The 26074-nt window shown below is 70.5% G+C and carries 27 protein-coding genes and 1 tRNA gene; 4 read left to right on the forward strand and 24 right to left on the reverse strand.

Features of this window, described 5'->3' with window-relative positions; translation table 11 throughout:
* Nucleotides 1–124: 124 nt before the first annotated feature.
* The 5 genes from AC3ANN_RS09850 to AC3ANN_RS09870 all read right to left on the reverse strand — a co-directional run bounded on the left by AC3ANN_RS09850 (nucleotide 125) and on the right by AC3ANN_RS09870 (nucleotide 3037).
* Complete coding sequence (locus tag AC3ANN_RS09850; protein WP_488337232.1) at nucleotides 125–499, reverse strand: bacitracin resistance protein; 375 nt, start codon at nucleotides 497–499, stop codon at nucleotides 125–127.
* Nucleotides 496–1044 (reverse strand): DNA polymerase III subunit gamma/tau, encoded by a 549-nt coding sequence (locus AC3ANN_RS09855; RefSeq protein ID WP_488337233.1) that lies wholly within the window; start codon nucleotides 1042–1044, stop codon nucleotides 496–498. The genes AC3ANN_RS09850 and AC3ANN_RS09855 overlap by 4 nt, the downstream gene beginning before the upstream one ends.
* A gap of 55 nt (nucleotides 1045–1099) precedes the next feature.
* The gene (locus AC3ANN_RS09860) at nucleotides 1100–1939 is read right to left on the reverse strand and encodes a peptidoglycan-binding domain-containing protein (protein ID WP_488337234.1); all 840 of its coding nucleotides are present in this window, start codon (nucleotides 1937–1939) and stop codon (nucleotides 1100–1102) included.
* 74 nt (nucleotides 1940–2013) lie between these two features.
* On the reverse strand, nucleotides 2014–2217 hold the full coding sequence (locus tag AC3ANN_RS09865; RefSeq protein WP_488337235.1) for a hypothetical protein: 204 nt from the start codon (nucleotides 2215–2217) through the stop codon (nucleotides 2014–2016).
* A 103-nt stretch (nucleotides 2218–2320) separates the two neighbouring features.
* The gene (locus tag AC3ANN_RS09870) at nucleotides 2321–3037 is read right to left on the reverse strand and encodes a copper homeostasis protein CutC (protein WP_488337236.1); all 717 of its coding nucleotides are present in this window, start codon (nucleotides 3035–3037) and stop codon (nucleotides 2321–2323) included.
* A 67-nt stretch (nucleotides 3038–3104) separates the two neighbouring features.
* Here AC3ANN_RS09870 and AC3ANN_RS09875 point away from each other — a divergent pair, with 67 nt between their 5' ends.
* A complete protein-coding gene (locus AC3ANN_RS09875) occupies nucleotides 3105–4493 on the forward strand; it encodes a pyridine nucleotide-disulfide oxidoreductase (RefSeq protein ID WP_488337237.1) in 1389 nt (462 codons plus the stop codon).
* A gap of 108 nt (nucleotides 4494–4601) precedes the next feature.
* Here AC3ANN_RS09875 and ilvC read toward each other — a convergent pair whose 3' ends face one another.
* Genes ilvC through AC3ANN_RS09905 form a run of 6 tightly spaced genes read right to left on the reverse strand, consistent with a single transcriptional unit; the run spans nucleotide 4602 to nucleotide 12029 of the window.
* Entirely contained in the window at nucleotides 4602–5627 is a 1026-nt protein-coding gene (gene ilvC / locus AC3ANN_RS09880) for a ketol-acid reductoisomerase (protein ID WP_488337238.1), read from the reverse strand.
* Between the two features lie 49 nt (nucleotides 5628–5676).
* A complete protein-coding gene (gene ilvN / locus AC3ANN_RS09885; protein ID WP_488337239.1) occupies nucleotides 5677–6186 on the reverse strand; it encodes an acetolactate synthase small subunit in 510 nt (169 codons plus the stop codon).
* Between the two features lie 3 nt (nucleotides 6187–6189).
* On the reverse strand, nucleotides 6190–7992 hold the full coding sequence (locus AC3ANN_RS09890; protein WP_488337240.1) for an acetolactate synthase large subunit: 1803 nt from the start codon (nucleotides 7990–7992) through the stop codon (nucleotides 6190–6192).
* A gap of 45 nt (nucleotides 7993–8037) precedes the next feature.
* Nucleotides 8038–9744 (reverse strand): dihydroxy-acid dehydratase, encoded by a 1707-nt coding sequence (gene ilvD, locus AC3ANN_RS09895; protein ID WP_488337241.1) that lies wholly within the window; start codon nucleotides 9742–9744, stop codon nucleotides 8038–8040.
* A gap of 48 nt (nucleotides 9745–9792) precedes the next feature.
* A complete protein-coding gene (gene otsB, locus AC3ANN_RS09900) occupies nucleotides 9793–10587 on the reverse strand; it encodes a trehalose-phosphatase (protein WP_488337242.1) in 795 nt (264 codons plus the stop codon).
* Nucleotides 10584–12029: an alpha,alpha-trehalose-phosphate synthase (UDP-forming) gene (locus tag AC3ANN_RS09905; RefSeq protein WP_488337243.1), complete on the reverse strand. Its 1446-nt coding sequence runs from the start codon at nucleotides 12027–12029 to the stop codon at nucleotides 10584–10586. Before AC3ANN_RS09905 ends, otsB begins: the two co-directional genes overlap by 4 nt.
* A 135-nt stretch (nucleotides 12030–12164) precedes the next feature.
* Between AC3ANN_RS09905 and AC3ANN_RS09910 the strand changes: the two genes are divergently transcribed.
* On the forward strand, nucleotides 12165–12419 hold the full coding sequence (locus AC3ANN_RS09910) for a cytochrome c-type biogenesis protein (RefSeq protein ID WP_488337244.1): 255 nt from the start codon (nucleotides 12165–12167) through the stop codon (nucleotides 12417–12419).
* A 22-nt stretch (nucleotides 12420–12441) separates the two neighbouring features.
* On the opposite strand, the gene AC3ANN_RS09915 is transcribed toward AC3ANN_RS09910, so the two are convergent.
* From AC3ANN_RS09915 to AC3ANN_RS09925, 3 genes are read right to left on the reverse strand one after another with little or no spacing between them, the layout of a single operon-like run.
* On the reverse strand, nucleotides 12442–13626 hold the full coding sequence (locus AC3ANN_RS09915; RefSeq protein ID WP_488337245.1) for an acetyl-CoA C-acetyltransferase: 1185 nt from the start codon (nucleotides 13624–13626) through the stop codon (nucleotides 12442–12444).
* Entirely contained in the window at nucleotides 13623–14276 is a 654-nt protein-coding gene (locus AC3ANN_RS09920) for a CoA transferase subunit B (RefSeq protein ID WP_488337246.1), read from the reverse strand. Before AC3ANN_RS09920 ends, AC3ANN_RS09915 begins: the two co-directional genes overlap by 4 nt.
* Before the next feature lies 1 nt (nucleotide 14277).
* Nucleotides 14278–15078 carry a CoA transferase subunit A gene (locus AC3ANN_RS09925; RefSeq protein ID WP_488337247.1) on the reverse strand — a complete coding sequence of 267 codons (801 nt, stop codon included), beginning with the start codon at nucleotides 15076–15078 and terminating at the stop codon, nucleotides 14278–14280.
* Between the two features lie 104 nt (nucleotides 15079–15182).
* Here AC3ANN_RS09925 and AC3ANN_RS09930 point away from each other — a divergent pair, with 104 nt between their 5' ends.
* The gene (locus tag AC3ANN_RS09930; RefSeq protein WP_488337248.1) at nucleotides 15183–15974 is read left to right on the forward strand and encodes an IclR family transcriptional regulator; all 792 of its coding nucleotides are present in this window, start codon (nucleotides 15183–15185) and stop codon (nucleotides 15972–15974) included.
* 108 nt (nucleotides 15975–16082) lie between these two features.
* On the opposite strand, the gene AC3ANN_RS09935 is transcribed toward AC3ANN_RS09930, so the two are convergent.
* From AC3ANN_RS09935 to AC3ANN_RS09980, 10 genes are all read right to left on the reverse strand, one after another.
* On the reverse strand, nucleotides 16083–17021 hold the full coding sequence (locus AC3ANN_RS09935; protein ID WP_488337249.1) for an alpha/beta hydrolase: 939 nt from the start codon (nucleotides 17019–17021) through the stop codon (nucleotides 16083–16085).
* On the reverse strand, nucleotides 17018–17770 hold the full coding sequence (locus AC3ANN_RS09940; protein WP_488337250.1) for a 3-hydroxybutyrate dehydrogenase: 753 nt from the start codon (nucleotides 17768–17770) through the stop codon (nucleotides 17018–17020). Before AC3ANN_RS09940 ends, AC3ANN_RS09935 begins: the two co-directional genes overlap by 4 nt.
* The gene (locus tag AC3ANN_RS09945; RefSeq protein ID WP_488337251.1) at nucleotides 17770–18456 is read right to left on the reverse strand and encodes a TetR/AcrR family transcriptional regulator; all 687 of its coding nucleotides are present in this window, start codon (nucleotides 18454–18456) and stop codon (nucleotides 17770–17772) included. The genes AC3ANN_RS09940 and AC3ANN_RS09945 overlap by 1 nt, the downstream gene beginning before the upstream one ends.
* Entirely contained in the window at nucleotides 18453–20081 is a 1629-nt protein-coding gene (locus AC3ANN_RS09950) for a class I adenylate-forming enzyme family protein (protein WP_488337252.1), read from the reverse strand. The genes AC3ANN_RS09945 and AC3ANN_RS09950 overlap by 4 nt, the downstream gene beginning before the upstream one ends.
* On the reverse strand, nucleotides 20078–21130 hold the full coding sequence (locus tag AC3ANN_RS09955) for a branched-chain amino acid ABC transporter permease (protein WP_488340812.1): 1053 nt from the start codon (nucleotides 21128–21130) through the stop codon (nucleotides 20078–20080). Before AC3ANN_RS09955 ends, AC3ANN_RS09950 begins: the two co-directional genes overlap by 4 nt.
* Before the next feature lie 122 nt (nucleotides 21131–21252).
* The gene (locus AC3ANN_RS09960) at nucleotides 21253–22128 is read right to left on the reverse strand and encodes a branched-chain amino acid ABC transporter permease (RefSeq protein ID WP_488337253.1); all 876 of its coding nucleotides are present in this window, start codon (nucleotides 22126–22128) and stop codon (nucleotides 21253–21255) included.
* Nucleotides 22125–22841, reverse strand: a complete 717-nt coding sequence (locus AC3ANN_RS09965; RefSeq protein ID WP_488337254.1) for an ABC transporter ATP-binding protein — start codon at nucleotides 22839–22841, stop codon at nucleotides 22125–22127. Before AC3ANN_RS09965 ends, AC3ANN_RS09960 begins: the two co-directional genes overlap by 4 nt.
* Complete coding sequence (locus tag AC3ANN_RS09970) at nucleotides 22838–23653, reverse strand: ABC transporter ATP-binding protein (RefSeq protein ID WP_488337255.1); 816 nt, start codon at nucleotides 23651–23653, stop codon at nucleotides 22838–22840. Before AC3ANN_RS09970 ends, AC3ANN_RS09965 begins: the two co-directional genes overlap by 4 nt.
* 19 nt (nucleotides 23654–23672) lie before the next feature.
* On the reverse strand, nucleotides 23673–24872 hold the full coding sequence (locus AC3ANN_RS09975; RefSeq protein ID WP_488337256.1) for a substrate-binding domain-containing protein: 1200 nt from the start codon (nucleotides 24870–24872) through the stop codon (nucleotides 23673–23675).
* A 201-nt stretch (nucleotides 24873–25073) separates the two neighbouring features.
* A tRNA-Lys gene (locus tag AC3ANN_RS09980) sits at nucleotides 25074–25149 on the reverse strand.
* 94 nt (nucleotides 25150–25243) lie between these two features.
* On the opposite strand from AC3ANN_RS09980, the gene AC3ANN_RS09985 reads away from it, so the two are divergent.
* The gene (locus AC3ANN_RS09985) at nucleotides 25244–26071 is read left to right on the forward strand and encodes an inositol monophosphatase family protein (protein ID WP_488337257.1); all 828 of its coding nucleotides are present in this window, start codon (nucleotides 25244–25246) and stop codon (nucleotides 26069–26071) included.
* The last annotated feature ends 3 nt before the right edge of the window (nucleotides 26072–26074 follow it).

Raw genomic sequence — 26074 nt, forward strand, 5'->3', positions numbered from 1 at the left:
GATTCCTTCGGGGGCGGTGCGCGACGGCGCAGAGCAGAGCGGATGCCGCGCCGCACGCCAGCGGGGGCGGGCCGTTGCCCAGCCTATCGCGGCGAGGCGCGGCGACCCGACCGTGTGACGAACGTCACGACACCAGCGACGTGGTGTTGAGCGTGGTGTACGCGACGACGTTGAGCCAGAACACCGCGACGAGCGCGAGGCCCGTGACCATCACGAGCAGCAGCTCGTGGGCCGCTCGGCGATAGGCCAGCGCGAACGCCGCTCCCCACACCAGCAGCGGGAACAGGGCGGCGAAGAGCCACACCGCCCAGCCGAGCACGGTGAGCGACATGCCGGCCTCGCCGTAGAACCCGATCGTCTCGATCAGATTGCCGATCGCGTTCCACACCGCGTACGCGTAGAAGAGGCCCACGAGGCCGGAGATGGTCGCGACGAGCCACGTCGGCGTCTTCGCCTTCGCAGGAACGGATGCCGCGGCATCCGGCGTCGTGTCGCTCATTGTCCCACCGCCCCGATCATGACGAACGGCCATGGCACCAGCAGCACCACGCCCGCTGCGAGCCACGCGAACCGCACCCACGTGCGCGCGCCGCGCGTGAGGAGGAACACCGTCGCGAACCACAGCACCGGCGCGAGCACGGCCAGCCACAGGCTGCCCTGGTACATCGCGTCGGTCACGAGGAACGGCCGCCAGCCCTGCAGCCGGAGGCCTCCGATCAGCCAGCCGATCGCGAACAGCGCGTACACGCCGCCCAGCACGCCGAGCACGATGAGCTCGACGTTGCCCATCGGCGTCTTCTCCGCCACCGGATCGCCGTCGGCCACCGTGACCGCGTCCGACGCGTCCGTTCCGGCTGTACCGGCACCGTCAGCGGAGGCGACCTGCTCGCTGCCTCTGCCCACCGCGGTGAAGCCTTCCGGAAGCACCGCGGTCGGCTCGGCGCCGACGTCCGGCCGAGGGGCCGCTTCGGAGGACCCGACGTCGAGCGTGGGGTCGTCGTCGCCGTCCCACGTGAGGGCGTCGTCGTCGCGTCCGGTCGTCACGACCCCAGCGTAGTGGCGTGCGTCCGTCGCCGCTCAAGCCCTGCGGTGGCCCGGCTCAGTCGAAGAGCCGTGTCGTCAGCGCGTGCCAGGTGTCGGGTCCGGCGATCCCGTCGGCGGGCGGTGCGAACATCGACTGGAACTCGCGCACCGCGGCGTCCGTGAGAGGCCCGAAGTCGCCGTCCACCACGAGACCGGCCAGCAGCGTCTGCAGCGCGCGCACGGCCTCTCCCGCGTCTCCCAGCCGGAGCGTGACGATCAGGCTCGGCCAGTCGAGCTGTCCGAGCGTCGTCGAGATCTCGTGCGCGCGGAGCGTCTGCTGGAACGCCTGCACGGCCGCGCCGCTCTGCGGCCCGAACACGCCGTCGGCCGCGACGGACGCACCGCGGTGCCGCAGCAGGTGCTGAGCCGCGAGCACTCGCCAGTTCGTCGCCTGCGACGAACCCTGCTTGACCAGAGCCCATGGCCTGGGGCCGGGTAGCGCTGTGCTGAGGAACGACCACGTCTCGCGACCGGCGACGCCGTCGAGCGTGAGCCCCCACGACTCCTGGAAGAACTCCACCCGCTCCTTCGTCAGCGGACCGAAGTCCCCGTCTACGACCAGAGGCGCGTCGCCGGGTGAGCGGAGCAGACCGAACTGCTGGACCGCGCGGACCGCGTCGCCCGTCGTGCCCGGTCCGCTCGGCACCACGAGGCGCGGCCACGTGATCGGTCCCACGACACCGTCCGCGCCAACGCCCTCCGAGCTCTGGAACGCCGCGACGGCCGCGGCGGTGGCCGGTCCGAAGCTTCCGTCGGGGACGACGGCATGCCCGTGCGCGCGCAGGAGGTACTGGATCCCGGCGACCACCGGGCCCTCCGATCCGGCCCCGACGGTGCTCCACGGTTCGACGTTCATGTGCGTTCCTCTCGTTGACTCCCCGAAGCGCCAGAGCGCCTCATGCCCCGCGTGATACCGAGGGGCCGCTCGTCTCAGGTGAACCGCGGGCGCTGTGCCGGTGCGAAGAGCCCGCGCAGCCACACGCCGATGGCGGAGGCCACGTCGACCGTCGGCCGGCCAGGCGCCACCACGATTCCGCGGTCGGCGAGGCTGCGACGGATCGCGTGCTCGCGGTACAGTGCCGCCGACCGCTCGCGGCTGATGCGGTCGGCCAGGATCAGGATGCTGCCGTCCATGGCCATTCCTCTCTCGGGTGATCGCCGGATGGGCGATGGATGCATTGAGGGAGCGAGCACAGCGCCCCCTGATACCCCGAGTGGTGGGTGCGGCGGAGCGGTCTCAGCGCACCGCAGCGGCAACGGCCTCGCGGACGACGAGCGCGTCGGTCACGTCGTGACCCTCGGCGCCGCCCCCGGGCCCGGACGGCGCGTCGAGCCCGGCGCGTGCGCGCGCCGACAGGTGCACGGCGTGGACACCGGCGTCGAACAGCGCGGGGATGTCGGCGACGCGCACGCCGCCACCGGCCATCACCTCGACGCCGCCTGAGCGCGCCGCGAACGCGGCGAGCCGCTCGACCCCGTCGATCGAGCGCGGGGCCCCGCCCGACGTCAGAACGCGGTCCACGCCGAGCGGCGCGAGCGCGTCGAAGACGGCGGACGGGTCGGCCGAGGCGTCGATCGCACGGTGGAAGACGAGGGTCGCCGCGCCCGCGGCATCCCGCCAACGTCGCACGGCCTCGCGGTCCAGCCCACCCGTCGCGTCCAGCGCGCCGACGACCACACCTCCCGCGCCGCGCACGACGCACGCGCGGATGTCGGCGGCCACCAGCGCGACTTCTTCCGCCGTGTAGACGAAGCCGCCCGCCCGAGGACGGACGAGGACGTTCACTGCGGCGGGATCCACCGCGTCGAGCACGGCCTCGAGCACCGCGAGCGAGGGGGTCAGTCCGCCCACGTCGAGCGCCTGGCAGAGCTCGAGCCGGGCTGCGCCCGCTGCCATCGCGTCCCGGGCGCCTGCGGGGTCCTGGACAGCGATCTCGACGGGACGCACAGACATGCGAGGAAGCCTATCCGCCGCGACGGTGCGCCTTGACGCTCCCCCGCCTCGGTGGTCGGATGAGCACGTGGAGGTCACGGTCGACGCCGACTACCTCGTGCTGGGGGCAGGGGCCATGGGCATGGCGTTCACCGACGCGCTCACGGACCACGCAGACGTCTCGGTCGCCGTCGTCGACCGGCGGTTCGGAGCAGGCGGGCACTGGCTCGACGACTACCCGTTCGTCCGCCTCCACCAGGCATCCGCGTTCTACGGGGTCGCGTCCACGCGGCTCGGCGGCGAGCGGCTCCAGCCGGACGGGCCGGAGCGCGGTCTGCATGAACGAGCGTCGGCCGCCGAAGTGTGCGAGTACTACGCGCGTGCCGCCGAGCGCCTCGTCCGGAGCGGAAAGGTGACGTTCCACCCGAACTGCGAGTATCTGGGCGAGGGGCGATTCACGTCACGCCTGACAGGGCAGCACTTCGTCGCGCCCCGCGCGCGCCTCGTCGACGCCCGATACCTGTCCCCCGACATCCCGGCGCTCACTCCGCCGCCGTTCGAGACCGGCGACGCCGCCGTGATCGCCGTGAACGGACTCGTGCGCCTCGCCTCCGCACCGACGAGGTTCGTGCTCGTCGGCGCCGGCAAGACGGCGATGGACGCGTGCGTCTGGCTGCTGCGGCAGGGCGTCGCCCCCGACGCGATCACGTGGGTGCGGCCACGCGACGCCTGGGTGCTCAACCGCGCCCGAGTGCAGCCCGATCCGGCGATCTTCCTGGGCATGGCCGCCGACACGATGGCCGCGGCCTCCGAGGCATCGTCGCCAGACGATCTGTTCCTGCGCATGGAGTCCGCCGGCGTCATGCTGCGCGTCGATCCCTCGGTCGCGCCGACGATGGCGAAGACGCCGACGCTCGCCGCGTGGGAGCTCGAGCTGCTCCGGTCGGTGGAGGATGTGGTGCGGCGCGGACACCTGCGCCGAGTCGCTCGGGGCGTGCTGGGTTTCGCGGACGGCGACGTCCGGGTCCCCGCCGACAGCGTGATCGTCCACTGCGCCGCATCGGGACTGAAGTACCCGGGGCTGGTGCCGATCTGGCGCCCGGGTGTCATCACGCCGCAGCCGGTGCGGGTCGGCTTCCCCTGCTTCGGCGCGGCGCTCACCGGGTACGTCGAGGCCACGCGTGACTCCGACGAGGAGAAGAACCGGGTGTGCCGGCCCTCCCCCTACGCGAACACTCCGGCGGACTGGGCGGCGATGCAGGTCATCGGCGGCGACGCGTCCCTCGCGATGTCGAAGGAGGACGACATCCGTGAGTGGTCGAACAGCACCACGCTCAATCCCTCGCGCATTCCGGCCGAGCGGGCCGACGACCCCGCCGTGACCGCCGCCGTGCGGCGGCTGCGCGAGCACATCGGCGCGGGGCGGCGAAGGCTCGCCGAGCTGGCCGCGACCCCGGCCCTCACCGCTCCCGCGTGAGCGCCTGGGCGCGGCGCACCACCCGTTCCGATGACGGAAGCCCGGCCCCTCGTGGGGACCGGGCTTCACACGCCTCGCGCGGTTGCGCGCGGGTTCACTGCGGGAGCGTCAGCGCGCGGCCGAGCCCTCGACGTAGTCCTCGTCCTGTTGCTTCCACGCGAAGAGCGCGCGCAGATCCTTGCCGACGGCCTCGATCGGGTGCTGGGCGGCCTTCTCGCGCAGCTCGAGGAACTCCTTCGCTCCGTTGTCCTGGTCGTCGATGAAGCGCTTAGCGAACGCGCCGGACTGGATGTCGGCGAGCACGGCCTGCATGTTCTCCTTGACGTGCGGGTCGATGACGCGCGGACCGGACACGTAATCGCCGTACTCCGCCGTGTCGGAGACCGACCAGCGCTGCTTGGCGATGCCGCCCTCCCACATCAGGTCGACGATGAGCTTCAACTCGTGCAGCACCTCGAAGTACGCGATCTGCGGCTGGTAGCCCGCCTCGGTCAGGGTCTCGAAGCCGTACTGGACCAGCTGGGACACACCGCCGCACAGCACGGCCTGCTCTCCGAACAGGTCGGTCTCGGTCTCTTCGGTGAAGGTCGTCTTGATGACGCCGGCGCGCGTGCCGCCGATGGCCTTCGCGTACGAGAGCGCGGTCTGCCACGCCGTGCCCGAGGCATCCTGCTCCACCGCGATGATGTCGGGGATGCCGCGACCGGCGACGTACTCGCGACGCACGGTGTGACCGGGAGCCTTGGGGGCGACGAGGATAACGTCGACGCCCTCGGGCGCCTGGATGTAGCCGAAGCGGATGTTGAAGCCGTGCGCGAACGCGAGCGTCTTGCCGGGGGTCAGTTTGTCCTTGATGCTCTCGCTGAAGATCGACCGCTGGTGCTGGTCGGGCGCGAGGATCATGATGAGGTCGGCCCACTCGGCGGCGTCCGCGACCGACTTGACCTCGAAGCCCTCGTCCTGCGCCTTCTCGGTCGACTTCGAGCCGTCCTTGAGCGCGATGACGACCTCGACGCCCGAGTCCCGCAGGTTCTGCGCGTGCGCGTGACCCTGCGAGCCGTAGCCGACGATCGCGACCTTCTTGTTCTGGATGATGCTCAGGTCGGCATCGGCGTCGTAGAAGATCTCAGCCATCTTCGTGTTTCTCCTTGATGTTGTGGTTCGGAAAGACGGATGCCGCGACTCAGCCGCGCAGCACGCGTTCGGTGATGCTCTTGCCGCCGCGGCCGATCGCGAGCAGGCCCGACTGGGCGAGCTCCTTGATGCCGAACGGCTCCAGGGCGCGGAGGAAGGCCTCGACCTTGCCCTTGTCGCCGGTGACCTCGACCACGAGCGCGTCGGGGGCGTAGTCGACGATCTGCGCACGGAAGAGGTTCACGACCTCCAGCACGTTCGAGCGCGTCTGGTTGTCGGCGCGCACCTTGATGAGCATGTGCTCGCGCTGCACGGATGCCACGGGGTCGAGCTCGACGATCTTGATGACGTTGACCAGCTTGTTGAGCTGCTTGGTCACCTGCTCGAGCGGCAGCTCCTCGACGTCCACCACGACGGTGATGCGCGAGAGTCCGCGCACCTCGGTGACGCCCACCGCGAGCGACTCGATGTTGAAGCCGCGCCGGGCGAAGAGCCCTGCGACGCGCGTGAGCAGACCGGGCTTGTCCTCGACGAGGAGACTCAGCACGTGGGTCGACATGGCTCAGTCCTCCTGCTCGAACGCCGGCGCGTGGTCGCGCGCGTACTGGACATAGCTGTTGCTGACGCCTTGCGGGACCATCGGCCAGACCATCGCGTCGGCGCTCACGACGAAGTCGATGACGACCGGACGGTCGTTCGTCTCGAGCGCGGTCTTGATCGCGGCATCCACGTCCTCCTCCTTCTCGACGCGGATCGCAAGGCAGCCGTAGGCCTCGGCGAGCTTCACGAAGTCGGGGATGCGGACGGTGTCGTGCCCGGTGTTGAGGTCGGTGTTCGAATAGCGGCCGTCGTAGAACAGCGTCTGCCACTGGCGCACCATGCCCAGCGACGAGTTGTTGATGATCGCGACCTTGATCGGGATGTTGTTGATCGTGCAGGTGGCGAGCTCCTGATTGGTCATCTGGAAGCAGCCGTCGCCGTCGATCGCCCACACGTGCCGGTCCGGCTCCGCCACCTTCGCGCCCATCGCGGCAGGCACCGCGTAGCCCATCGTGCCCGCGCCGCCCGAGTTCAGCCACGCGTTCGGTCGCTCGTACTTGATGAACTGGGCCGCCCACATCTGATGCTGGCCGACGCCGGCGGCGAAGATGCCTTCGGGTCCGGTCAGCTCGCCGATGCGCTGGATGACGTACTGGGGTGACATCAGCCCGTCCGAGGGCTGCGTGTAGCCGAGCGGGAACTCGTCGCGCAGCCCCTCCAGGAACGACCACCATTCGGTGATGTCGGGCTTGCTCGCGGCGCTGACCGCGCGGAAGGCGACGTCGAGGTCGACCAGCACGTCCTTGAGGTCGCCCACGATCGGGACGTCGGCGGTTCGGATCTTCGAGATCTCGGCAGGGTCGATGTCGACGTGCACGACCTTGGCGTGCGGTGCGAACAGCGCCGCCTTGCCGGTGACCCGGTCGTCGAAGCGAGCGCCGAGCGAGATCAGCAGGTCGGCCTCCTGCAGCGCCAGCACGGCAGGAACCGTGCCGTGCATGCCGGGCATGCCGAGGTGCTGCGGGTGCGAATCCGGGAACACGCCGCGCGCCATGAGCGTCGTCACGACCGGCGCGCCCGTCGTCTCGGCCAGCGCGCGCAGCTCGTCGGACGCCTTGGCGCGCACGACGCCGCCGCCCACGTACAGGACCGGCTTCTTCGCCTCGGCGATCAGCTGAGCGGCCGCCTGGATCTGCTTGCCGTGCGCCTTCGTGACGGGACGGTACCCGGGCAGGTCGATCTTCGGCGGCCACACGAACGGCGCCTCGGCCTGCTGGGCGTCCTTCGTGATGTCGACGAGCACGGGGCCGGGGCGGCCGGTCGACGCGATCTCGAACGCCGCGGCGATCGCCGCGGGGATCTCGGACGGATCCTTCACGAGGAAGGAGTGCTTGGTGATCGGCATCGTGATGCCGACGATGTCGGCCTCCTGGAAGGCGTCCGTCCCCATCAGCGTGGAGAAGACCTGGCCCGTGATGCACACGATGGGCACCGAGTCCATATAGGCGTCGGCGATCGCCGTCACGAGGTTGGTCGCGCCGGGACCGGACGTGGCGATCGCGACGCCCACCTTGTTGGATGCCGCGGCGTAGCCTTCGGCGGCGTGGCCGGCGCCCTGCTCGTGGCGGACGAGGATGTGGCGCAGATCGCTGGCATCCATGAGCGGGTCGTACACCGGGAGGATGGCTCCGCCCGGCAGCCCGAAGACGTCGGTGACGCCGAGCAGCTCGAGCGAGCGGACGACGGCCTCCGCGCCCGTGAGCACGGGCGCAGCGGCGGTGCGAGCGGGTGGCCGTGGAACGGCGGCAGCGGTTTCGGCGGACATTTGTGATCCTCGAGAATCGGTCGAAGGGATGTCGGTAAGCCGAGTTCAGCCGGTCGTCGCGCCCTCTGCAGCGGAGCGCACGAGTCGGGAGTACTTGGCAAGGACGCCACGGGTATAGCGCGGAGGAAGGGGCTCCCAGCCAGAGCGGCGAGAGCTCAGCTCTGCCTCGTCGACGAGTAGGTCGAGAGAGCGAGCCGCGATATCGACCCGTATCAGATCACCATCGCGCACGAAGGCGATAGGACCTGCGTCCACCGCTTCGGGTGCTATGTGGCCGATGCACAGGCCGGTTGTGCCGCCTGAGAATCGTCCGTCCGTCAAGAGTAGTACATCTTTTCCGAGCCCCGCGCCCTTGATGGCGGCGGTGATCGCGAGCATCTCGCGCATGCCCGGGCCGCCCTTTGGGCCCTCGTAGCGGATCACGATGACGTCGCCCGGGTCGATCGCGCCCGCCTCGAGCGCGTCCATCGCGGCCCGCTCCCGCTCGAACACGCGGGCGGGGCCCTCGAACACGGCGGCGTCGAAGCCGGCGGTCTTGACCACCGCGCCCTCCGGCGCGAGCGAGCCGTGCAGGATCGTGATGCCGCCGGTGGCGTGGATCGGGTCGTCGAAGCGGTGGATGACGTCGCCGTCGACCGGGTCGGGGTCGAGGTCGGCGAGGTTCTCGGCCAGCGTCTTGCCGGTCACCGTCAATGCGTCGCCGTGCAGCAGCCCCTCGTCGAGCATCGCCTTCATGATGACCGGGATGCCGCCGTGCCGGTCGACGTCGTTCATGACGTACTTCCCGAACGGCTTCATGTCGGCCACGTGCGGCACCTTGTCGCCGATGCGGTTGAAGTCGTGAAGGCTCAGCTCGATGTCGGCCTCGCGGGCGATCGCGAGCAGGTGCAGAACGACATTGGTCGAGCCGCCGAGCGCCATCGCGAGCGCGATGGCGTTCTCGAACGCCTCCTTGGTGAGGATGTCGCGCGTCGTGATCCCCAGGCGCAGGAGGTTGACCACGGCCTCGCCGGAGCGGTGCGCGAAGTAGTCGCGGCGCCGGTCGGCCGAAGGCGGCGCCGCCGAACCGGGGAGGCTCAGGCCGAGCGCCTCGGCAACCGAGGCCATGGTGTTCGCCGTGTACATGCCGCCGCAGGCGCCCTCGCCGGGGGCGATCGCACACTCGATGCGCTTGAGGTCGGCCTCGCTCATCTTGCCGGCCAGGCATGCGCCCACCGCTTCGAACGAGTCGATGATCGTGACGTCCTTCTCGGTGCCGTCGCTGAGCTTGACCCAGCCCGGGGCGATCGAGCCGGCGTAGAGGAACACGCTCGACAGGTCGAGCCGGGCGGATGCCATGAGCATGCCGGGGATCGACTTGTCGCAGCCCGCGAGGAGGACGGTGCCGTCGAGGCGCTCCGCCATGACGACCGTCTCGACGGAGTCGGCGATGACCTCGCGCGAGACGAGCGAGAAGTGCATGCCCTCGTGGCCCATCGAGATGCCGTCCGAGACGGAGATCGTGCCGAACTGCAGCGGGTAGCCGCCACCGGCGTGCACGCCCTCCTTGGCCCCCTGCGCGAGCCGGTCCAGGCTCAGGTTGCACGGGGTGATCTCGTTCCAGCTGGACGCGATGCCGATCTGGGGCTTGTCCCAGTCCTCGTCGCCCATGCCGACCGCGCGAAGCATGCCGCGTGACGTGGTCGCTTCGATGCCGTCCGTGACGACCCGGCTGCGAGGCTTGATGTCTATGGAGTTCTCGGGCTGGGGCATGGCACCGAGTCTATTCCCGACCGATGACCCGCTCGGCCCGCGTGACGGTCATCTCCGCGCGCGGGTGCGCTCCGCAGCGAGCAGCGTCAGCACGGCGGCCAGTGCCGCGATGTCGGGCACGCGCACCGTCGCCGCGGTCGCCCCGTCGCCCACCCTCACGCCCAGGTCGGCGTCGCCGAGGCTGCGCATGGCGTCCTCGTCGGTGACGTCGTCGCCGGCGAACAGCACCGCGGTTGCGCCGACGCGATCGCGCAGTTCCGCGATCGCGGAGTCCTTGCCCTCGTGGCGGAACGCGAACTCGACGATGTTGTGGCCGGTGCGACGGCGCCAGTGCGGCGCCTCGGCCTCGATGACTGCGTCGACGAGGCGATGAGCCTCGGCCGTCGCGGTCTCGTCCGCGAGGCGCGTGTGCACCGCGAACCCGAACGTCTTGGGCTCGATCCACACGCCGCGCAGGTGTGCGACGGCTCGCTCGGCGCGAGCGCGCAGTGTGTCGCGCAGCTCCGCCGCCTCGGCATCCTCCCCGTGGCTCGTGACCCCTTCTGCGGGGATCCAGTACTCGGCGCCGTGCGATCCCGCCAGCAGCACGCGCGAGGCGTCGTCGTGTTCCGCGATGATCCGGAGGTCGACGAGACTGCGGCCCGAGACGAAGGCCACGACGGTGTCGGGTGCGTCGAGCACGGCCGCCACCGCGTCGCGCGTGGCAGGCGGCATCCGCACGCTCATCGGGTCGTCGGCGAGGGCCGCGAGGGTCCCGTCGAAGTCCAGTGCGACGAGCAGCAGATCGGATGCCGCGATGCGGGCGACGGCCGAGCGCACGTCGTCCGGGAGCTCCGGGCTCACGCCCGGACCGCCCGGGTGCGCCGCGCCCGGCGCGCGTCCTCGAGCGCGTCGAGGAACGACTGCGACCAGCGCGCGACGTCGCTCTCGATGACCTTCTTGCGCAGTGCGCGCATCCGCCTGCCCTGCTCGGCCGCGGGCATCTCGATAGCGCGCATGATGGCGTCCTTCATGCCGTCGATGTCGTGCGGGTTGATGCGGACGGCGCTCGGCAGCTCATCCGCGGCCCCGGCGAACTCGCTGAGCACGAGCACGCCGCGGTTGTCGATGCGCGACGCGACGTACTCCTTCGCGACGAGGTTCATCCCGTCGCGCAGCGCCGTGACCAGCATGACGTCGGCCGCGAGGAACAACGCCACCATCTCCTCGCGCGGGTACGCCTGGTGGAGATAGCGGATCGCGGTGTGGTCCATCGTGTCGAAGTCGCCGTTGATCCGCCCGACCGTCAGCTCGATCTCGTCCCGCAGCTGCATATAGGCGCCGACGCGTTCGCGACTGGGACTCGCGACCTGCACGAGCGTGACGTCCTCGACCGAGACCTTGCCGTCCTGGAGCAGCTCCCCGAAGGCCTTCATGCGATGTCGGATGCCCTTGGTGTAGTCGAGCCGGTCGACGCCGAGAAGGATCTTCCGAGGGTTGCCGAGGCTCTCGCGGATCTCCCTGGCACGCGCCTGCACGTCTTCGCGCCGGGCGAGCTCGATGTACGACGAGGCGTCGATCGAGATGGGGAACGCCCTCGCGAGCGCACGGCGATTCGAGCCGTCGGGATTCGGGACCGTGATGCCGGACGCCTTGGTCTCGTAGCGCAGCTGGCGCCGGACGGCCCTCGCGAAGTTGCCGGCATCCGCCACCCGCTGGAACCCGATGACGTCCGCGCCGAGAAGTCCCTCGAGCACCTGGTGTCGCCAGGGCAGCTGGGAGTACAGCCCGTATGCGGGGAACGGAATGTGATGGAAGTATCCGATCGTGAGATCGGGCCGGGCGTCGCGAAGCATCTGCGGCACGAGCTGCAGCTGGTAGTCCTGCACCCACACCGTCCCGCCCTCGGCGGCGACGGCCGCGGTCGCCTCGGCGAAGCGGCGGTTCACCCGGACGTAGGAGTCCCACCACACGCGGCGGTACCTCGGCTCGGCGATGACGTCGTGGTAGAGCGGCCAGAAGGTGTCGTTCGACATGCCCTCGTAGTACTTCTCGACCTCCTCGGCGCTCAGCGCCACCGGAACGAGGAAGGTCCCCTCGAACTCGAACGGGTCGACGTCGATGTCGGGCTGCCCGGGCCATCCGACCCAGGCCCCGTCGGCGCGTCGCATGACGGGCTCGAGCGCCGTCACCAGACCGCCCGGCGACCGGCGCCAGCCGGGCTCCCCATCGCCGTCGACGATGCGGTCGACGGGAAGGCGATTGGCGACGACGACGAGTTCGGCCAGGTGTTCGGGCTCTGTCACGCGGGCTCCTGACGGTTGCGGGGACTCGGCACGCTCAGGCTAACAGCGCCCCGACAGGGCCCCACGCCCCTTGACGTGCGGTGGGCGCCATGTCAAGGGCAGCGACGCCCGCGCCCGCCGCGCTAACGTGGCCCCATGCGCAAGTACCTCTTCGGCACCGGCATCATCACGGCGTTCACCGGAGGCATGACGCTGCTGCGAGCCCTGCGCGAGAACGAGCCGTTCACGTGGCGGACGGCGCTCGCGTGGCTCAGCTGGGGCATCTCGCTGGCGCTTGCGGTCGGCGCGATCGTCGATGTCCGCCGCGCATCGCGCGGCCGGCTCATCGCGAACGACTCCCCCGTGCACGGCCGCGAGAAGAAGCTGCTGAAGCGCCGGCTGGAGCGCTGAGCGCCCCAGCCGGAGGGCAGCGTCAGCGCGTGAGGATCAGCGCGTCGCCCTGACCGCCGCCGCCGCACAGCGCCACCGCGGCGGTGCCGGTGCCGCGTCGTACCAGCTCGTGGACCGCGTGGACCACGAGCCGGTTCCCGGACGCCCCGATCGGGTGCCCGATCGCGATGCCGCCGCCGTGCGGGTTGACCACGTCGTCCGACAGGCCGAGCTCGGCCTGGGACCGCGCCACGACGGCGCCGAACGCCTCGTTGATCTCGACGAGGTCGAGATCCGACACGGCGACGCCCTGCTTCTCGCACGCCTTCTCGATCGCGCGCGCCGGTTGCGAGTGCAGCGAGTTGTCGGGCCCGGCGACCTGCCCGGACGCGCCGACGACCGCGAGCACGGACCACCCGTTCGCGTCGGCATGGGAGCGGCTGGTGAGCACGACGGCCGACGCGCCGTCCGAGATCTGCGACGAGTTGCCCGCCGTGATCGACCCGCCCTCCGCGAAGGCGGGACGCAGCTTCGCGAGCGTCTCGACGGTGGTGTCGGGCCGCACGCCCTCGTCCTTCGTCACGACGATCGGGTCTCCCTTGCGCTGCGGGATCTCGATCGGCACGATCTCTGCCTCGAACAGCCCCGCGGCGTGCGCGGCCGCGGCGCGCTGATGGGACCGGGCGGCCACGGCATCCTGCGCCTCACGGGTGATCTCGAGCCGGCCGTTGTGCCGCTCCGTCGAGGCGCCCATGCTCTCGCGGTCGTACGCGTCGGTGAGACCGTCGTACGCCATGTGGTCGAGCACCTCGATCGAGCCGTAGGCCCAGCCGTCGCGCGAGCCCATCAGCAGGTGAGGGGCGCGCGTCATCGACTCCATGCCGGCGGCGACCACGACCTGCGCGTCGCCGACCGCGATCATTCGCGCCGCGTCGATCACCGCGGTCAGCCCCGACAGGCACACCTTGTTGATCGAGCCCGAGTGCACGTCCCACCCGATCCCGGCGCCCACGGCCGCCTGCCGCGCGGCGTTCTGCCCCGCCCCGGCGGCGAGCACCTGCCCGACCAGTACCGCGTCGACGGCATCCGCAGGGATTCGGCCCTTCTCGAGTGCGCCGCGGATCGCGGCGCTCCCCAGCTGCACGGCGGTCAGAGCAGCGAGCTGGCCCTTCATACGCCCCTGCGGAGTGCGCGCAGCGGCGACGATGACGACGTCGTCGTGGTTCATGCTTCGATTCTCTCTTCGATCGCGATGGTGAGGGGCGGTTCCGTGGCATCGATCACCTCGTCCACCGTGACGCCCGGGGCGAGTTCCACCAGCACGAGCCCGTGCTCGGTGACGTCGATCACCGCGAGGTCGGTGATGATGCGGTCGACGACGCCCCTGCCGGTGAGCGGCAGCGAGCAGTCCTCGACGATCTTCGCGCTGCCGTCCTTGGCGACATGCTCCATCAGCACGATCACCTTGGCGGCGCCGTGCACGAGGTCCATCGCCCCACCGGGGCCCTTGACCATCTTTCCCGGGATCATCCAGTTCGCGAGATCCCCGGTCGCCGAGACCTGCATCGCACCGAGGATCGCCGCGTCGATCTTGCCGCCGCGGATCATGCCGAAGCTCGTGGCCGAGTCGAAGAACGCCGCGCCGGGCAGCGTGGTCACGGTCTCCTTGCCGGCGTTGATGAGGTCGGGGTCGACGTTCTCCTCGGTCGGGTACGGGCCGACGCCGAGGATCCCGTTCTCGGACTGCAGCACGACGGTCACACCGTCGGGCACGTGGTTCGGCACGAGGGTCGGCAGGCCGATGCCGAGGTTGACGTAGGCGCCGTCGGCGAGCTCCTGGGCGGCTCGCGCCGCCATCTCGTTGCGGGTGAGCGGCATGTCAGGCTCCTTCCGGCATGTCGCGCGCGGCGGCCGGAGCGGCCGACACGGTGCGTCGCTCGATGCGCTTCTCGATGTCGGACCCGACCTCCACGATGCGATGCACGTAGATGCCGGGGAGGTGGATGCTGTCGGGGTCGAGCTCACCCGGCTCGACCAGCTCCTCGACCTGCGCGATGCACACCCGGCCGGCCATCGCGGCGAGCGGGTTGAAGTTGCGCGCCGCCTTGTTGAAGACGAGGTTGCCGTGCCTGTCGCCGCGCAGCGCGTGGACCAGGGCGAAGTCGGTGACGATCGCCTCCTCGAGCACGAATTCGCGCGACGCGCCCGCGACGTCGAAGGTGCGCACGTCCTTCGGCGGCGACGCGACGGCGACACCGCCCTGGCCGTCGTACTTGCGCGGCAGGCCTCCTTCGGCCACCTGCGTGCCCACGCCCGTCTGCGTGTAGAACGCCGCGATGCCCGATCCGCCGGCACGGAGCTTCTCGGCGAGCGTTCCCTGCGGCGTCAGCTCGAGCTCGAGCTCGCCCGAGAGGAACTGACGCTCGAACTCCTTGTTCTCGCCGACGTACGACGACGTCATCTTGCGGATGCGCTTCGCGTTCAGCAGGATGCCGAGCCCCCAGTCGTCGACGCCGCAGTTGTTGCTGACGATGCTGAGGTCGCCGGTCCCCTGCGCGAGCAGCGCCTCGATGAGGGCGATGGGATTGCCGGACAGCCCGAATCCCCCCACCGCGAGAGACGCTCCGTCGGGGATATCGGCGACGGCCTCGGCCGCCGAGCCCCAGGTCTTGTCGATCACGTGCCACTCCTTCGTTGCCGATCGGCTCCATCCTCACGCGTGGTCTCCCCCCCGCGCGAGCGTCCGTTTGCCATCTGGAGATCGCGGGGCGTAGTGTCCACATCGTGGACGCTCCACGAACGACGCGTACGGTGCCCGGCGCCCAGTCCGTCGCCCGCGCCGCGCTGCTGCTGCGCCTCGTGACCTCGGCGGGTGCCGACGGCATGACCGTCGCCGACCTCTCCCGTCGCGCCGACCTGACGCGCCCGACGGCCCACCGGCTGCTGTCCGCCCTGCGCCACGAGGGCCTCGTCGACCAGGACGAGAAGACGGGCCGATGGATGCCCGGACCCGAGCTGTACCTGATGGGCACGGTCGCGGCATCGCGGTACGACATCACCGCGATGGCGCGCGACATCGTGCGTTCGCTCGCCGTCCGCACCGAAGAGAGCGCGTTCCTCTCGGTACGCCGCGGAGACGAGACGGTGTGCCTGCTGCGCGAGGAGGGGAGCTTCCCGATCCGTTCGTTCGTACTGTCGGAGGGGGTGCGGTTCCCGCTCGGCGTGGCCTCGGCGGGACTCGCGATCCTCGCGTTCCTGCCGCCCCACGATGTGGACGCGTACTTCGAGCGGCACCCCGGGCTGCCGAGCGAGTGGGGCGCAGCGCACGGCGAGGCGCGGCTGCGCTCCCGGCTGCGCGACACCCAGGAGCGCGGCTACGCCGTCAATCCCGGGCTGATCGTGGAAGGCTCGTACGGCATCGGCGCGGCCGTGTTCACGCGCGAGGGGCACCCGCAGTGGGCGCTGAGCCTGACGGGCGTCGAGTTCCGCTTCGGACCCGACCGGCTCCCCGAGCTCGGGCGCACCCTCCTCGCCCACGCGCACCAGCTGACGACCCGCATCGCCGCGGCGCGCTGATACGTCGAGAAATCAGGAGACACGCCGCGCGGCGCCTGTCCGCGGCGCCGCAGCGTCGCGTTCCTCCTGTGTTTTCGGCACTCGGCGGCTGCCACCGGGAGGGCGGCATCAGACGTGCGCCAGCTCCTCGCGGACGACGGCGGCGACGACCTCCGCGCCCGCCGGAGCCATCACGATCGTGTAGTGGTTGAAGCCGTCGACGCGCTCGTGGGCCACCGACGGAGCTTCCCCGAGCACGCGGTCGAGGTGCTCGGGCGCGTAGAGCCCGGGCGGCTCGTCCTGAAGGCCCCGCGGAACAGTGAGCATCCGGACGGGGTGCCGCAGCGCCGCGAGCGCGTCGGGCAGCGCCGTGCCGGTGTTCATGTCGAGCGTGTCGTCCGCCGTGGTCGCGTAGCTCGTGGCCGGCCGCAGCGCGCCGGAGCCGTCATCGACGAGGTCGTATGCGAGGTACCGCTCCAGTTCGGGCGTCCAGGCGTCTTGGAAGGCGGGATGCCGCCGCCAGAACTCCAGGTACTCCCCCGCGTCGGCGAACCTCATCGACAGCCGCGCTGCCGTCGGCCCGAGGATCCCGGCGACGAGCTCGTCCGTGCTGAGTCCCACGGGGACGTCCAACGGCAGTCCGCCGTCGACCAGGACGAGCCGCGACACGCGCTCGGGGTGCAGGTGCGCGAAGACCACTGCGACGAAAGCACCCATGGAATGGCCCACGACCACGGTCTTCTCGATCCCGAGCGCATCGAGCGCGGCGGCGAGGTCGGCGGCGTGCGCCGCCATGCCGGCCGCTCCCTCGAGGGTGTTGCTGGCTCCGCGACCGCGGAGGTCGGGCGCGACGGCACGGACGCCGGGAAGCCGGTCGACGACGAACGGCCAGGCCAGGTGAGACGACGTGACCCCGTGGATCAGGAGGACGTCAGCGGCGTCCTCGACGCGAGGCTCCGGGTCCCACACACCGACGTGCAGGTCGCCGCCGTCGACCGGGACCTCGATCGTCCGGTATGCGTGACCCACGCGCGAGCCTTCGGGTGCGCGCGTCGCATCGGTCGTCATCGTGCCGTCCACCCGCCGTCCATCGTGTACGAGGCTCCCGTGACCATGCCGGCCTTGTCCGACACCAGCCATCCGGCGAGCGAGGCGACCTCGTCGGCCTCGACGAGGCGCTTGACCGCCGTCTCGGTGAGCATGATCTTCTCGACGACCTCGCTCTCGGGGATGCCGTGCACCTTCGCCTGGTCGGCGATCTGCTTCTCGACGAGAGGCGTGCGCACGTACGCCGGGTTGATGCAGTTGCTCGTCACGCCGTGCGGGCCGCCCTCGAGAGCCGTGACCTTCGAGAGGCCCTCGAGCCCGTGCTTGGCCGCGACGTACGCCGACTTGAAGGCGCTTGCGCGCAGGCCGTGGGCGCTCGAGATGTTGACGATGCGCCCCCACCCCCGCTCGTACATCGCGGGAAGTGCCGCTCGGATCAGCATGAACGGCGACTCGAGCATGAGCCGCAGCAGCAGCCGGAACGTGTCGGGGTCGAACTCCGTGATCGGCGCGACACGCTGGATGCCGGCGTTGTTCACGAGGATGTCGACGTCGAGCGCCAGGTCGTCGAGAGCCGCGGTGTCGGACAGGTCGACGATCCACGGCTCGCCGCCGACGGCGGCTGCGGCATCCGTCGCGGCGTCCGCGTTCAGGTCCGCGACGATCACGTGCGCGCCGCGCGCGGCGAACTCGTGCGCGCACGCCAGTCCGATGCCGCTCGCGCCGCCCGTGACGAGCGCCCGCCTGCCCTCGAGATCCTGCTCTGCCATCACACGTCCTTCTCTCGGTCGTCGCCGCGCGGTGCCAGCGCGTTGTCGATGAACCGGGCCATCCCGGCGAACACCACGGGGTCGAGCTCGGCCGGCGGCTTGCCGTCGGCGTCGCGCTCCCACAGCAGGAACCTCATGCCGATCAGCTCGCCCATTCCCATGAGCGCCCACGCGGTCGTCTCGGGGTCGAGCGCGCGGTCGACGTCGCCGGTCTGCTGCGCGGCCCGCAGCCCCGTCTCGTAGCCTTCGACGATGCGCGTGTAGTGCAGGCGCAGCACTTCCGGCGACACGAACTCGGCCTCGCGCACCACCCGGTACAGCGCAGGATGCTCCGCGGTGAAGCGGAAGAATCCGGCGAAGCCGGCGCGCTCGGCGTCCAGGCGCGTGGCGGCGCCGATCATGGCCTCCGACATCGAATGGCGCACGCGACGGTTGAGGTCGAGCACCAGCGCTTCGAAGATCGACTGCTTGCTGTCGAAGTACAGGTAGAACGTGCCGAGCCCGATGCCGGCGCGCTCGGTGATCTTGACGATGGATGCCTCGTGGTAGCCCTGTTCGGCGAACACGAGCTCTGCGGCCTCGAGCAGGCGCCGCCGCGTCGCCTCGCCGCGCTTGGTGAGCGGTCGTCCCGTCGCCGGTGACACCAGGTTCTCGGCGTCGTCGGTGAGCTCTTCGGAAAGACTCATCGCGGCATCCCCTCGGTCGTGTGATGGTGCTCCGGCACGCCGTCTGCGGCCAGGAGGGCTTGTGCGCGGCCACGCAGTCGCGAGCGGGCGATCTTCTCGATCGTCGACCGCGGCAGCTCGTCGACGAACTCGACCCGCACCGGCACCTTGAATGCGGCGAGGTTGCGGCGCGCGTGGGCGAGCACCTCGTCGCTCGAGAGCGCGGCTCCGGGAGCCGGCACCACGAACGCGACGCCGCGCTCTCCCCAGACCGGGTCGGGGACTCCCACCACCGCGGCCGCCTCGATGAGCGCGTGAAGGGTGAGCGCGTGCTCGACCTCGGCGGGCGCCACGTTCTCGCCGCCCGAGATGAAGATGTCCTTCAGCCGGTCGACGAGGTGGAAGATGCCGTCGGCGTCGCGCGACGCGAGGTCGCCGGTGCGCAGCCATTCGCCGCGCATCGCACGCGACGTGGCCTCGTCGTCGTCGAGGTAGCCTGCGAACACGCTCGGACCGCGCACCCACAGTTCGCCCGTCGCCGCACCGTCGAGCACCAGACCCGTCTCGGGGTCGACGACCCGCACCGACACGTGCGGGTACGCACGGCCGACGGCGCCGGGCGCGTCAGCGGCCTCGGATGCCGGCAGGTAGAGCACATTCGGCGCGGCCTCCGTGAGCCCGTACCCCTGTGTGAGCGCCACGCCGCGAGCCGACCACGCCTGCTGCAGCGACGCCGGCATCGTCGCGCCGCCCACCAGGGCGAGGCGCAACGAGGACGTGTCGGTCGCGCTCCACGCGCCGTCGGCAGCCAGCATGGCGTACTGCGTCGGCACGCCCATCATCGCGGTGACGCCGCGCCCCGCGATCAGCTGCAGCACGCGGGCGGGCTGGAACGACCGCTCGAGCACGACGGTCGCCCCCACCCACCACGCGAGCAGCGGCTGACAGTTCCACGCGGCCACATGGAACTGCGGCAGCATCGCGAGCACGATGTCGTCGTGCGTGAGCGGCAGCGCCTGCGCGAGGGCGAGGTTGTTCCAGAAGCAGTTCGCGTGGGTGAGCACGACGCCCTTGGGTGCTGCCTCGCTCCCCGACGTGAAGATGACGAGCAGCGGGTCGTCGTCGCGCACGGGTCGCGGCATCCGTGCCCGCCGCGCCGTCGGGACGGAGACCTCGACTCCCGTCGTGCCGAGGGCGGCGGTCGCGGGTGGCCACTCCTGCGCCCGGACGGCTCCCGACACGCGTTCGGGACGCAGCGCCTCGCCCGCGAGTGCGGCGTGCTCGTCTTCGATCAGCACGAGCGCCGGTGCCGACCGCGCGAGGACGTCGGCGAGCTCCCGCGGCGTGAGCCGCCACGAGAGCGGCACGAACGCGATGCCCGCGATCGCGCAGGCGAAGAAGGCGACGACGTGGTCGGTGGAGTTTCCCGAGACCGTCGCGATGCGGTCGCCCGGCCCGTAGCCCGCGCGCCGCAGGCGCTCGGCGAGCGCGACGGCGCGCTCGGCGAGGGTCGCGTAGTCGGTCGTGACGCCGCGGTCGTCGATCGCGATGCGCCGCGGGGAGAGGGCCGCGCGGTCGACGATCCATCGACCGATGGTGTGCGGCTCGTCGTCGACCTCCGGGTCGAGGTCGCCGTCCCATGTCATGCGCGCACCTCGACCGGCGCGTCGGCCTGCTCACCGGCGTCGTCGAGCTCGCGGAACGACCCGCGGACCTTCTCGCCGCGACGACGGCGGACGGCGGCGTCGATCGTGCCTGCGATGCCGCCGGGAAGGAACATCACCACGACGATGAACAGCACACCGAACAGGAACAGCGGTTCCGAGAGGGGCACGCGCAGCACGTCGGGCAGGCCCGCGATCGCGTCGGATCCGGCCAGCACCGTGAGGCGCTGGTCGAGCAGCGTGTACAGCACACCGCCAACGATGGCACCCCAGCGGAATCCGACGCCACCCAGCACGACCATGACGAGGATGGTGATCGTGAGGTCTGCCGAGACTGCGCGGGGCACGGTGCCCGACTGCAGAAGCATGTAGGCGACGCCCGCGAGGCTCGCGAGCACCGCCGCGATGACGAAGACGAGCAGCTTCACCCGGTATGGCGACAGACCGAGCACACGCACGCGCTGCTCGTTCTCACGCGTCGCGCGCGCGAGGTGCCCGAGGCGTGACGTGTCGACCCACAGTGTCACGAGGTAGACGACCACGAGCACGACGAGCGTGAACCAGTACAGGTTCCGGGTGTTGACGACGCCCACCAGGAAGTCGGGCACCTGGTCGGTGTCGAGGCTCAGTCCCTCCTCGCCGCCGGTCACCTGCGAGTTGCGGCGCACCAGCACCGAGCCCGCCTGTGCGAACGCCAAGGTCACCATCGCGAACGGGATGCCGGACACGCGCATCGACACGGCGCCGGTGACGAGGGCGATCACCATCCCGCCGATGAGGGCGATGAGGATCCCCGGCCACAGGGGCACGCCGAAGTGCTCGAGCGCGATGCCCAGCCCGTACGCGCCGGCCCCGAAGTAGAGGGCGTGCCCGAATGACAGCATCCCGCCGGATCCGAGCAGCAGGTTGTACGACAGTGCGAGGGCCGCGAACACCATGCACAGCGACAGCAGCGCGAGCGTGCCCGGCATGTACGTGGGGGTCGGGAGGATGCCCGGGATCGAGATGTTCAGCAGCGGCAGCACCGCCATGAGGATCACCAGGGCGACCCCGACGATGGCCGGGACGAGTCGACGGACCCCGCTCCCCCTCCAGGCGCCGCTGGCGCGTCGCCCGGAGCCTCCGGGTGCGGGGGCCCCGCTGGGCCGGGCGGTCATGCTTTCCTCCCGAGAAGTCCGGCCGGGCGCACCAGCAGCACGAGTGCGAGCAGGATCACGACGATGAAGTCGCCCGTGCCGCCGAGGTAGAAGTTCGCGAACTGCTGCAGCACCGCGACCAGGACCGAGGCGACGGCGGCGCCGGTGAGCGACCCGAGGCCGCCCACGACGGTGACGATGAACGCGAAGATGAGGAGCGTCTGGCCGAGGTGGGCCGAGACGAACGTCGAGTAGTGCATCGCGAGCACTCCCCCGATGCCGGCCGCCGCCCCGCCGATCGCGAACACCAGCGTGAACGAGCGTCGCACGTCGATCCCGAGGGCCGTCACCATCGAGCGGTTCTCGACTCCGGCCCGGATGATCATGCCGTAGCGGGTCTTCTGCAGGAACAGCACCAGCGCGGCCAGCACCAGCACGGCAGCGATCATGAGCACCCAGTAGGTGTTCGGGATGCGCGCCCCGAGCACGTCCGTGGTCTGGCGCAGCCAGGGCGGCCCGGCGATGTGGATGGGATCCGTGCCCCAGATGCCCTCGAACAGCGCGACCGCCGCGAACGACAGCCCGACCGTGACGAGCACCTGTTCGATGTGCCGCTCGTACAGCGGCCGGATCAGCACGAGCTCGGTGAGCGTCGCGAACACCGCGCCGACGCCGGCGCCGACGAGGATCGAGAGCAGGAACGAGCCCCACGACTCCGTTCCGACGGCCTGCGCCACCATCCAGCCCATGAACGCGCTCAAGGTGAGGAACGCCCCGTGGGCGAAGTTCAGCACGTGCATGAGCCCGTAGATCAGGCTGAGCCCGCTCGCGACGAGGAAGTACAGGGCGCCGAGTCCGACTCCGGTGATGAGGGTGAGGATGACGGTGCTCATGCGGCCTGCTCCGAGTGGACGCCGAGCAGCCGGCGAGTGAGGTCGTCGTCGTCGAGGATGCCGTTCGCGGTCCCGACGTGGACCACGCGGCCGCCCGCGATCACGATCGCGTCGTGCGCGAGACGTCGCACCACCTCGAGGTTCTGCTCGACGAGCAGGATCGGGACGGTCTTCGACGCCTCTTCGAGGGCGTCGGCGACCTCGGTCACGATGCGGGGTGCGAGCCCCTTCGTGGGCTCGTCGACGAGCAGCAGGCGGTTGTCGTTGAGGAGAGCTCGTGCGACCGAGACCATCTGCTGCTGTCCTCCCGAGAGGGTGCCGGCCTGCTGATCGCGTCGCGCGACGAGGTCGGGGAAGAGCTCGGCGACGAACTCCCGCCGCGGGTTGCGCTGGCGCTCGGCGAGGGCGAGGTTCTCGGCGACGGTGAGCCTGCCGAACACCTCCCGGTCCTCGGGCACGTAGCCGACGCCCCGTTGCACGATCCGATGCGTCGGCAGGCCGTCGATGCGCTCGCCGGCCAGGCGCACTTCGCCGCGGCGGTGGATGAGTCCGAGGATGCCGCGGATCGTGGACGTCTTGCCCACGCCGTTGCGCCCGAGAACGGCCGTGATACCGGTCGCGGGCACCTGGAACGACACGTCCTCGACGACCTGCTGGCCCGCGATCGTGCAGCGCAGCCCCGACACGGTGAGGATGGGGTCCGCCGCGGTCATGCCGCCTCCGTCCCACTCGCACCGGTGCCGAGGTAGGCGCTCTGCACGATCGGGTCCGCCATGATCCGCTGCGGCGTGTCGTACGCGATGATGCTGCCGAAGTACATGACGGCCACCTTGTCGACGAGGCCCATCAGCACGTCGATGTGATGCTCGACCATGAGGAGGGTGCAGCCCTTCTCGCGCTGCATGTCGCGGATGTTCTCGACGAGGCCCGCGACGTCGCCGGACGCGACGCCGGCCATGGGCTCGTCCAGCAGCACGATGCTCGCGTCGGTGGCGAGGAGGACCGCGATCTCGAGCTTGCGCTTGTCGCCGTGCGAGATGTCGCCCGCGTACGCCTCGCGCATGTGGGTGAGTCCCACCACCTCGAGCTTCGCGAGCGCGAGCTCGGTCGCGGCATCCGCTCGCCTCGGGAATCGCAGCAGCGACGTCGAGCCGCCGAGCGACACCTGAGCCGCCAGACGCACGTTCTCGAGCACCGTGAGCCTCGGGAACAGGCTCGAGGTCTGGAACGTGCGCCCCAGCCCCGCCCGCGCCCGGGCGGGCACGGACGCCGTCGTGATGTCGCGGTCGTCGAGGACGACGCGGCCGGCGGTGGGCCTCATCAGCCCGGAGATCACGTTGAACAGCGTGGTCTTGCCGGCGCCGTTGGGCCCGATGACGCCGACCAGCGAGCCGGCGGCGACGTCGAGTTCGACATCCTTCAGGATCGTCGCGCCGCCGATCTGCAGGCCCAGGCCTTCGATCTTCAGGGGCGAGCCGCGGCGCGCGGCGTGCGCGTCCGGGGCGGACGGGGTTGGGGTGCTCATCGTGGGATGCCGCTCAGGATCACTCGGCTTCGGCGGGCGCGACCTCGTCGGCCGCCACCGTGTCGACGAGCTCGGGCACGAACGAGCCGCCGTCCGCGACGAGTCTCACCTGGTACATCTCCTGGATGAGCGCGTGGTCGCTCTCGCGGACCGTCATCGTGCCCTTCGGACCCTCGAACTCGAAGCCCTCGAGCGCGGCGACCATCGCGTCGACGTCTCCCTTGCCCTCCTTGATCGCCTGGACGATCATGATCGCGGCGTTGAAGCCGTCGGGGCTGAACAGGTCGGGCGTGCCGCCCGCCTCCTCGATCGCCTCGACCATCGCCGCGTTGACGTCGTTGTCGGGGGCGCCCGGGAAGTAGTGGTTCAGGAAGTTGATCTTCTCCGACGCCTCGCCGTACGCGCCGAACGTGGCGGCGTCGCCGAGGCCGGTGACGACGGGGATCTCGTCGAGCACGCCCTGCTGGCTCATCGCCTGCCACATGGCGCCCGAGGTCGCTCCCGCCCATGCCACGAAAACGAGGTCGGGGGCAGCGGCGAGCACCTGCTGCGCGAACGGCGTGAACTCGGTCACGTCCTCGGCGACGAGCACGGGCGTCACGGTCGCGCCCTTCCCGCCGAGGATGGCCTCGACTGCGGCGACGTTGCCCTGGCCGAACGCGTTGTCCTGCGCGAACACGGCGACGGTCTTGCCCTCGATGTCGTCGAGGAACGTGCCGGCGGTCGCGACGTCCTGCGCGCTCTGGCGGCCGGAGCGGAACGTGTACTCGTTGATGCCTGTGATCCCGTCGGCGGCGGCGGGACCCGAGATGTAGAGCACCTGGTTCTGCGCGGCCTGCTCCGCGACGGCGAGCGCGACGCCGGACGACGCGGTGCCCGCGATGATGTTGACGCCCTCGCCGATCAGCTCCTTGACGGCGGTGACGGCCTTGTCGGGATCGCCCGCATCGTCGCGGTACTCCACGTCGATCGTGGTGCCGTCGATCTCTCCGCTGCCGTCTGTGGCGTAGTCGAGGCCCGCCTCGAACGCATCGAGGTACTGCTTGCCGTAGCCCGCGAGCGGGCCCGACTCGCTCGTGACGATGCCGACCGTGACCTCGGCAGGCCCCGAGCCTTCGGTGGATTCCCCGCCCGGCGCCGTCGTCGGCGCGCACGCCGCCACGGCGAGCGCTGCCGTGGCGACCACGGAGCCCAGGAGCAACTTCTTCGTAACCCGCATGTGCGTGCCTTTCCCCATTGGAAGGATCTGATGCCGCGAAGGCAAGAACCTGAAACGTGATTCAGGTTCTTGCAATCTAGGAAAGGACGACGGTCGCGGTCAAGTCGCGTCGCACGCAGCAATGGTGTCGTTACCGAATCGCGACGAAGCGAGCGGATGCTGAAACGCAGAAGAGGGCGGCCCGCAGGCCGCCCTCTTCGGTGGTGCACCCCCTGGGACTCGAACCCAGAACCCACTGATTAAGAGTCAGTTGCTCTGCCGATTGAGCTAGAGGTGCGTGGCTCGCGACGAGGCGAACCGAGGATCAACATTACCATCACGATCGCGTCTCATGAAATCGAGCCGGGAACCCGGCGGCTATCCTTGATCTCGTGACCTCCGCCCTCCCGCACTCGACGTTCGGCACGCCGTACGAGGGGGATCTCGAGGCCGATCTTGAGCTGGCGCTGCGGCTCGCCGACGCGGCGGACGCGGCATCCATGTCCCGCTTCGACGCGGCCGATCTCGACGTCCGTACGAAGGCCGACGCGACGCACGTCACCGAGGCGGATCTGGCCACCGAACGTGCGATTCGGGCCGTGCTCGAAGCGGAACGGCCGGCTGACAGCGTCTTCGGCGAGGAGTACGGCGTCAGCGGCGACTCGTCGCGACAGTGGATCATCGATCCGATCGACGGCACCGCGAACTATCTCAAGGGCATCCCGATGTGGACGACTCTGATCGCGCTGGCGATCGACGGCGTCCCCCGGGTCGGGGTCGCGAGCCAGCCCGCGATCGGGCGTCGCTGGTGGGCCGCCTCCGGCCTCGGCGCGTGGACCAACGCGCCCTCGGGTGAGCCGAAGCGGATCGCGGTGTCGACCGTCGACGCGGTCGCCGAATCGAGCGTGAGCTTCCAGAGCATCGCGCAGTGGCGGGAAGCCGGGCAGCTCGACGCCCTCGAGCGACTCGCCTCGTCGGTGTGGCGCGACCGTGGGTACGGCGACGCGTGGCCGTACATGCTGCTGGCCGAAGGGCGCCTCGAGTTCGTCGCCGAGTTCGGCGTCCGGGAGTACGACATCGCCGCCCTCGTGCCGATCATCACCGAGGCCGGTGGTCGCTTCACGTCGTTCGACGGCCGCGACTCGCTGTCGGAGCGCTCATCCTTGGCGACGAACGGCGTGCTCCACGACGACTACCTCCGCCTTCTCCATTCCGACTGAACG

The sequence above is a fragment of the Microbacterium sp. STRO-2N genome (genome assembly GCF_057747775.1).

Coding starts and splice junctions, on each gene's coding strand:
- AC3ANN_RS09870 (WP_488337236.1), bottom strand. CDS start 3,037: ATGTCTGTGCGTCCCGTCGAGATCGCTGTCCAGGACCCCGCAGGCGCC.
- AC3ANN_RS09960 (WP_488337253.1), bottom strand. CDS start 22,128: ATGAGCACCGTCATCCTCACCCTCATCACCGGAGTCGGACTCGGCGCC.
- AC3ANN_RS09965 (WP_488337254.1), bottom strand. CDS start 22,841: ATGACCGCGGCGGACCCCATCCTCACCGTGTCGGGGCTGCGCTGCACG.
- ilvN (WP_488337239.1), bottom strand. CDS start 6,186: ATGTCGACCCACGTGCTGAGTCTCCTCGTCGAGGACAAGCCCGGTCTG.
- AC3ANN_RS09865 (WP_488337235.1), bottom strand. CDS start 2,217: ATGGACGGCAGCATCCTGATCCTGGCCGACCGCATCAGCCGCGAGCGG.
- ilvC (WP_488337238.1), bottom strand. CDS start 5,627: ATGGCTGAGATCTTCTACGACGCCGATGCCGACCTGAGCATCATCCAG.
- AC3ANN_RS09910 (WP_488337244.1), top strand. CDS start 12,165: ATGCGCAAGTACCTCTTCGGCACCGGCATCATCACGGCGTTCACCGGA.
- AC3ANN_RS09935 (WP_488337249.1), bottom strand. CDS start 17,021: ATGACGACCGATGCGACGCGCGCACCCGAAGGCTCGCGCGTGGGTCAC.
- AC3ANN_RS09860 (WP_488337234.1), bottom strand. CDS start 1,939: ATGAACGTCGAACCGTGGAGCACCGTCGGGGCCGGATCGGAGGGCCCG.
- AC3ANN_RS09940 (WP_488337250.1), bottom strand. CDS start 17,770: ATGGCAGAGCAGGATCTCGAGGGCAGGCGGGCGCTCGTCACGGGCGGC.
- AC3ANN_RS09975 (WP_488337256.1), bottom strand. CDS start 24,872: ATGCGGGTTACGAAGAAGTTGCTCCTGGGCTCCGTGGTCGCCACGGCA.
- AC3ANN_RS09915 (WP_488337245.1), bottom strand. CDS start 13,626: ATGAACCACGACGACGTCGTCATCGTCGCCGCTGCGCGCACTCCGCAG.
- AC3ANN_RS09950 (WP_488337252.1), bottom strand. CDS start 20,081: ATGACATGGGACGGCGACCTCGACCCGGAGGTCGACGACGAGCCGCAC.
- ilvD (WP_488337241.1), bottom strand. CDS start 9,744: ATGCCCCAGCCCGAGAACTCCATAGACATCAAGCCTCGCAGCCGGGTC.
- AC3ANN_RS09970 (WP_488337255.1), bottom strand. CDS start 23,653: ATGAGCACCCCAACCCCGTCCGCCCCGGACGCGCACGCCGCGCGCCGC.
- AC3ANN_RS09945 (WP_488337251.1), bottom strand. CDS start 18,456: ATGAGTCTTTCCGAAGAGCTCACCGACGACGCCGAGAACCTGGTGTCA.
- AC3ANN_RS09890 (WP_488337240.1), bottom strand. CDS start 7,992: ATGTCCGCCGAAACCGCTGCCGCCGTTCCACGGCCACCCGCTCGCACC.
- AC3ANN_RS09955 (WP_488340812.1), bottom strand. CDS start 21,130: ATGGCGGTGCTGCCGCTGCTGAACATCTCGATCCCGGGCATCCTCCCG.
- AC3ANN_RS09850 (WP_488337232.1), bottom strand. CDS start 499: ATGAGCGACACGACGCCGGATGCCGCGGCATCCGTTCCTGCGAAGGCG.
- AC3ANN_RS09920 (WP_488337246.1), bottom strand. CDS start 14,276: ATGCCGCTCACCCGCAACGAGATGGCGGCGCGAGCCGCCCAGGAGCTC.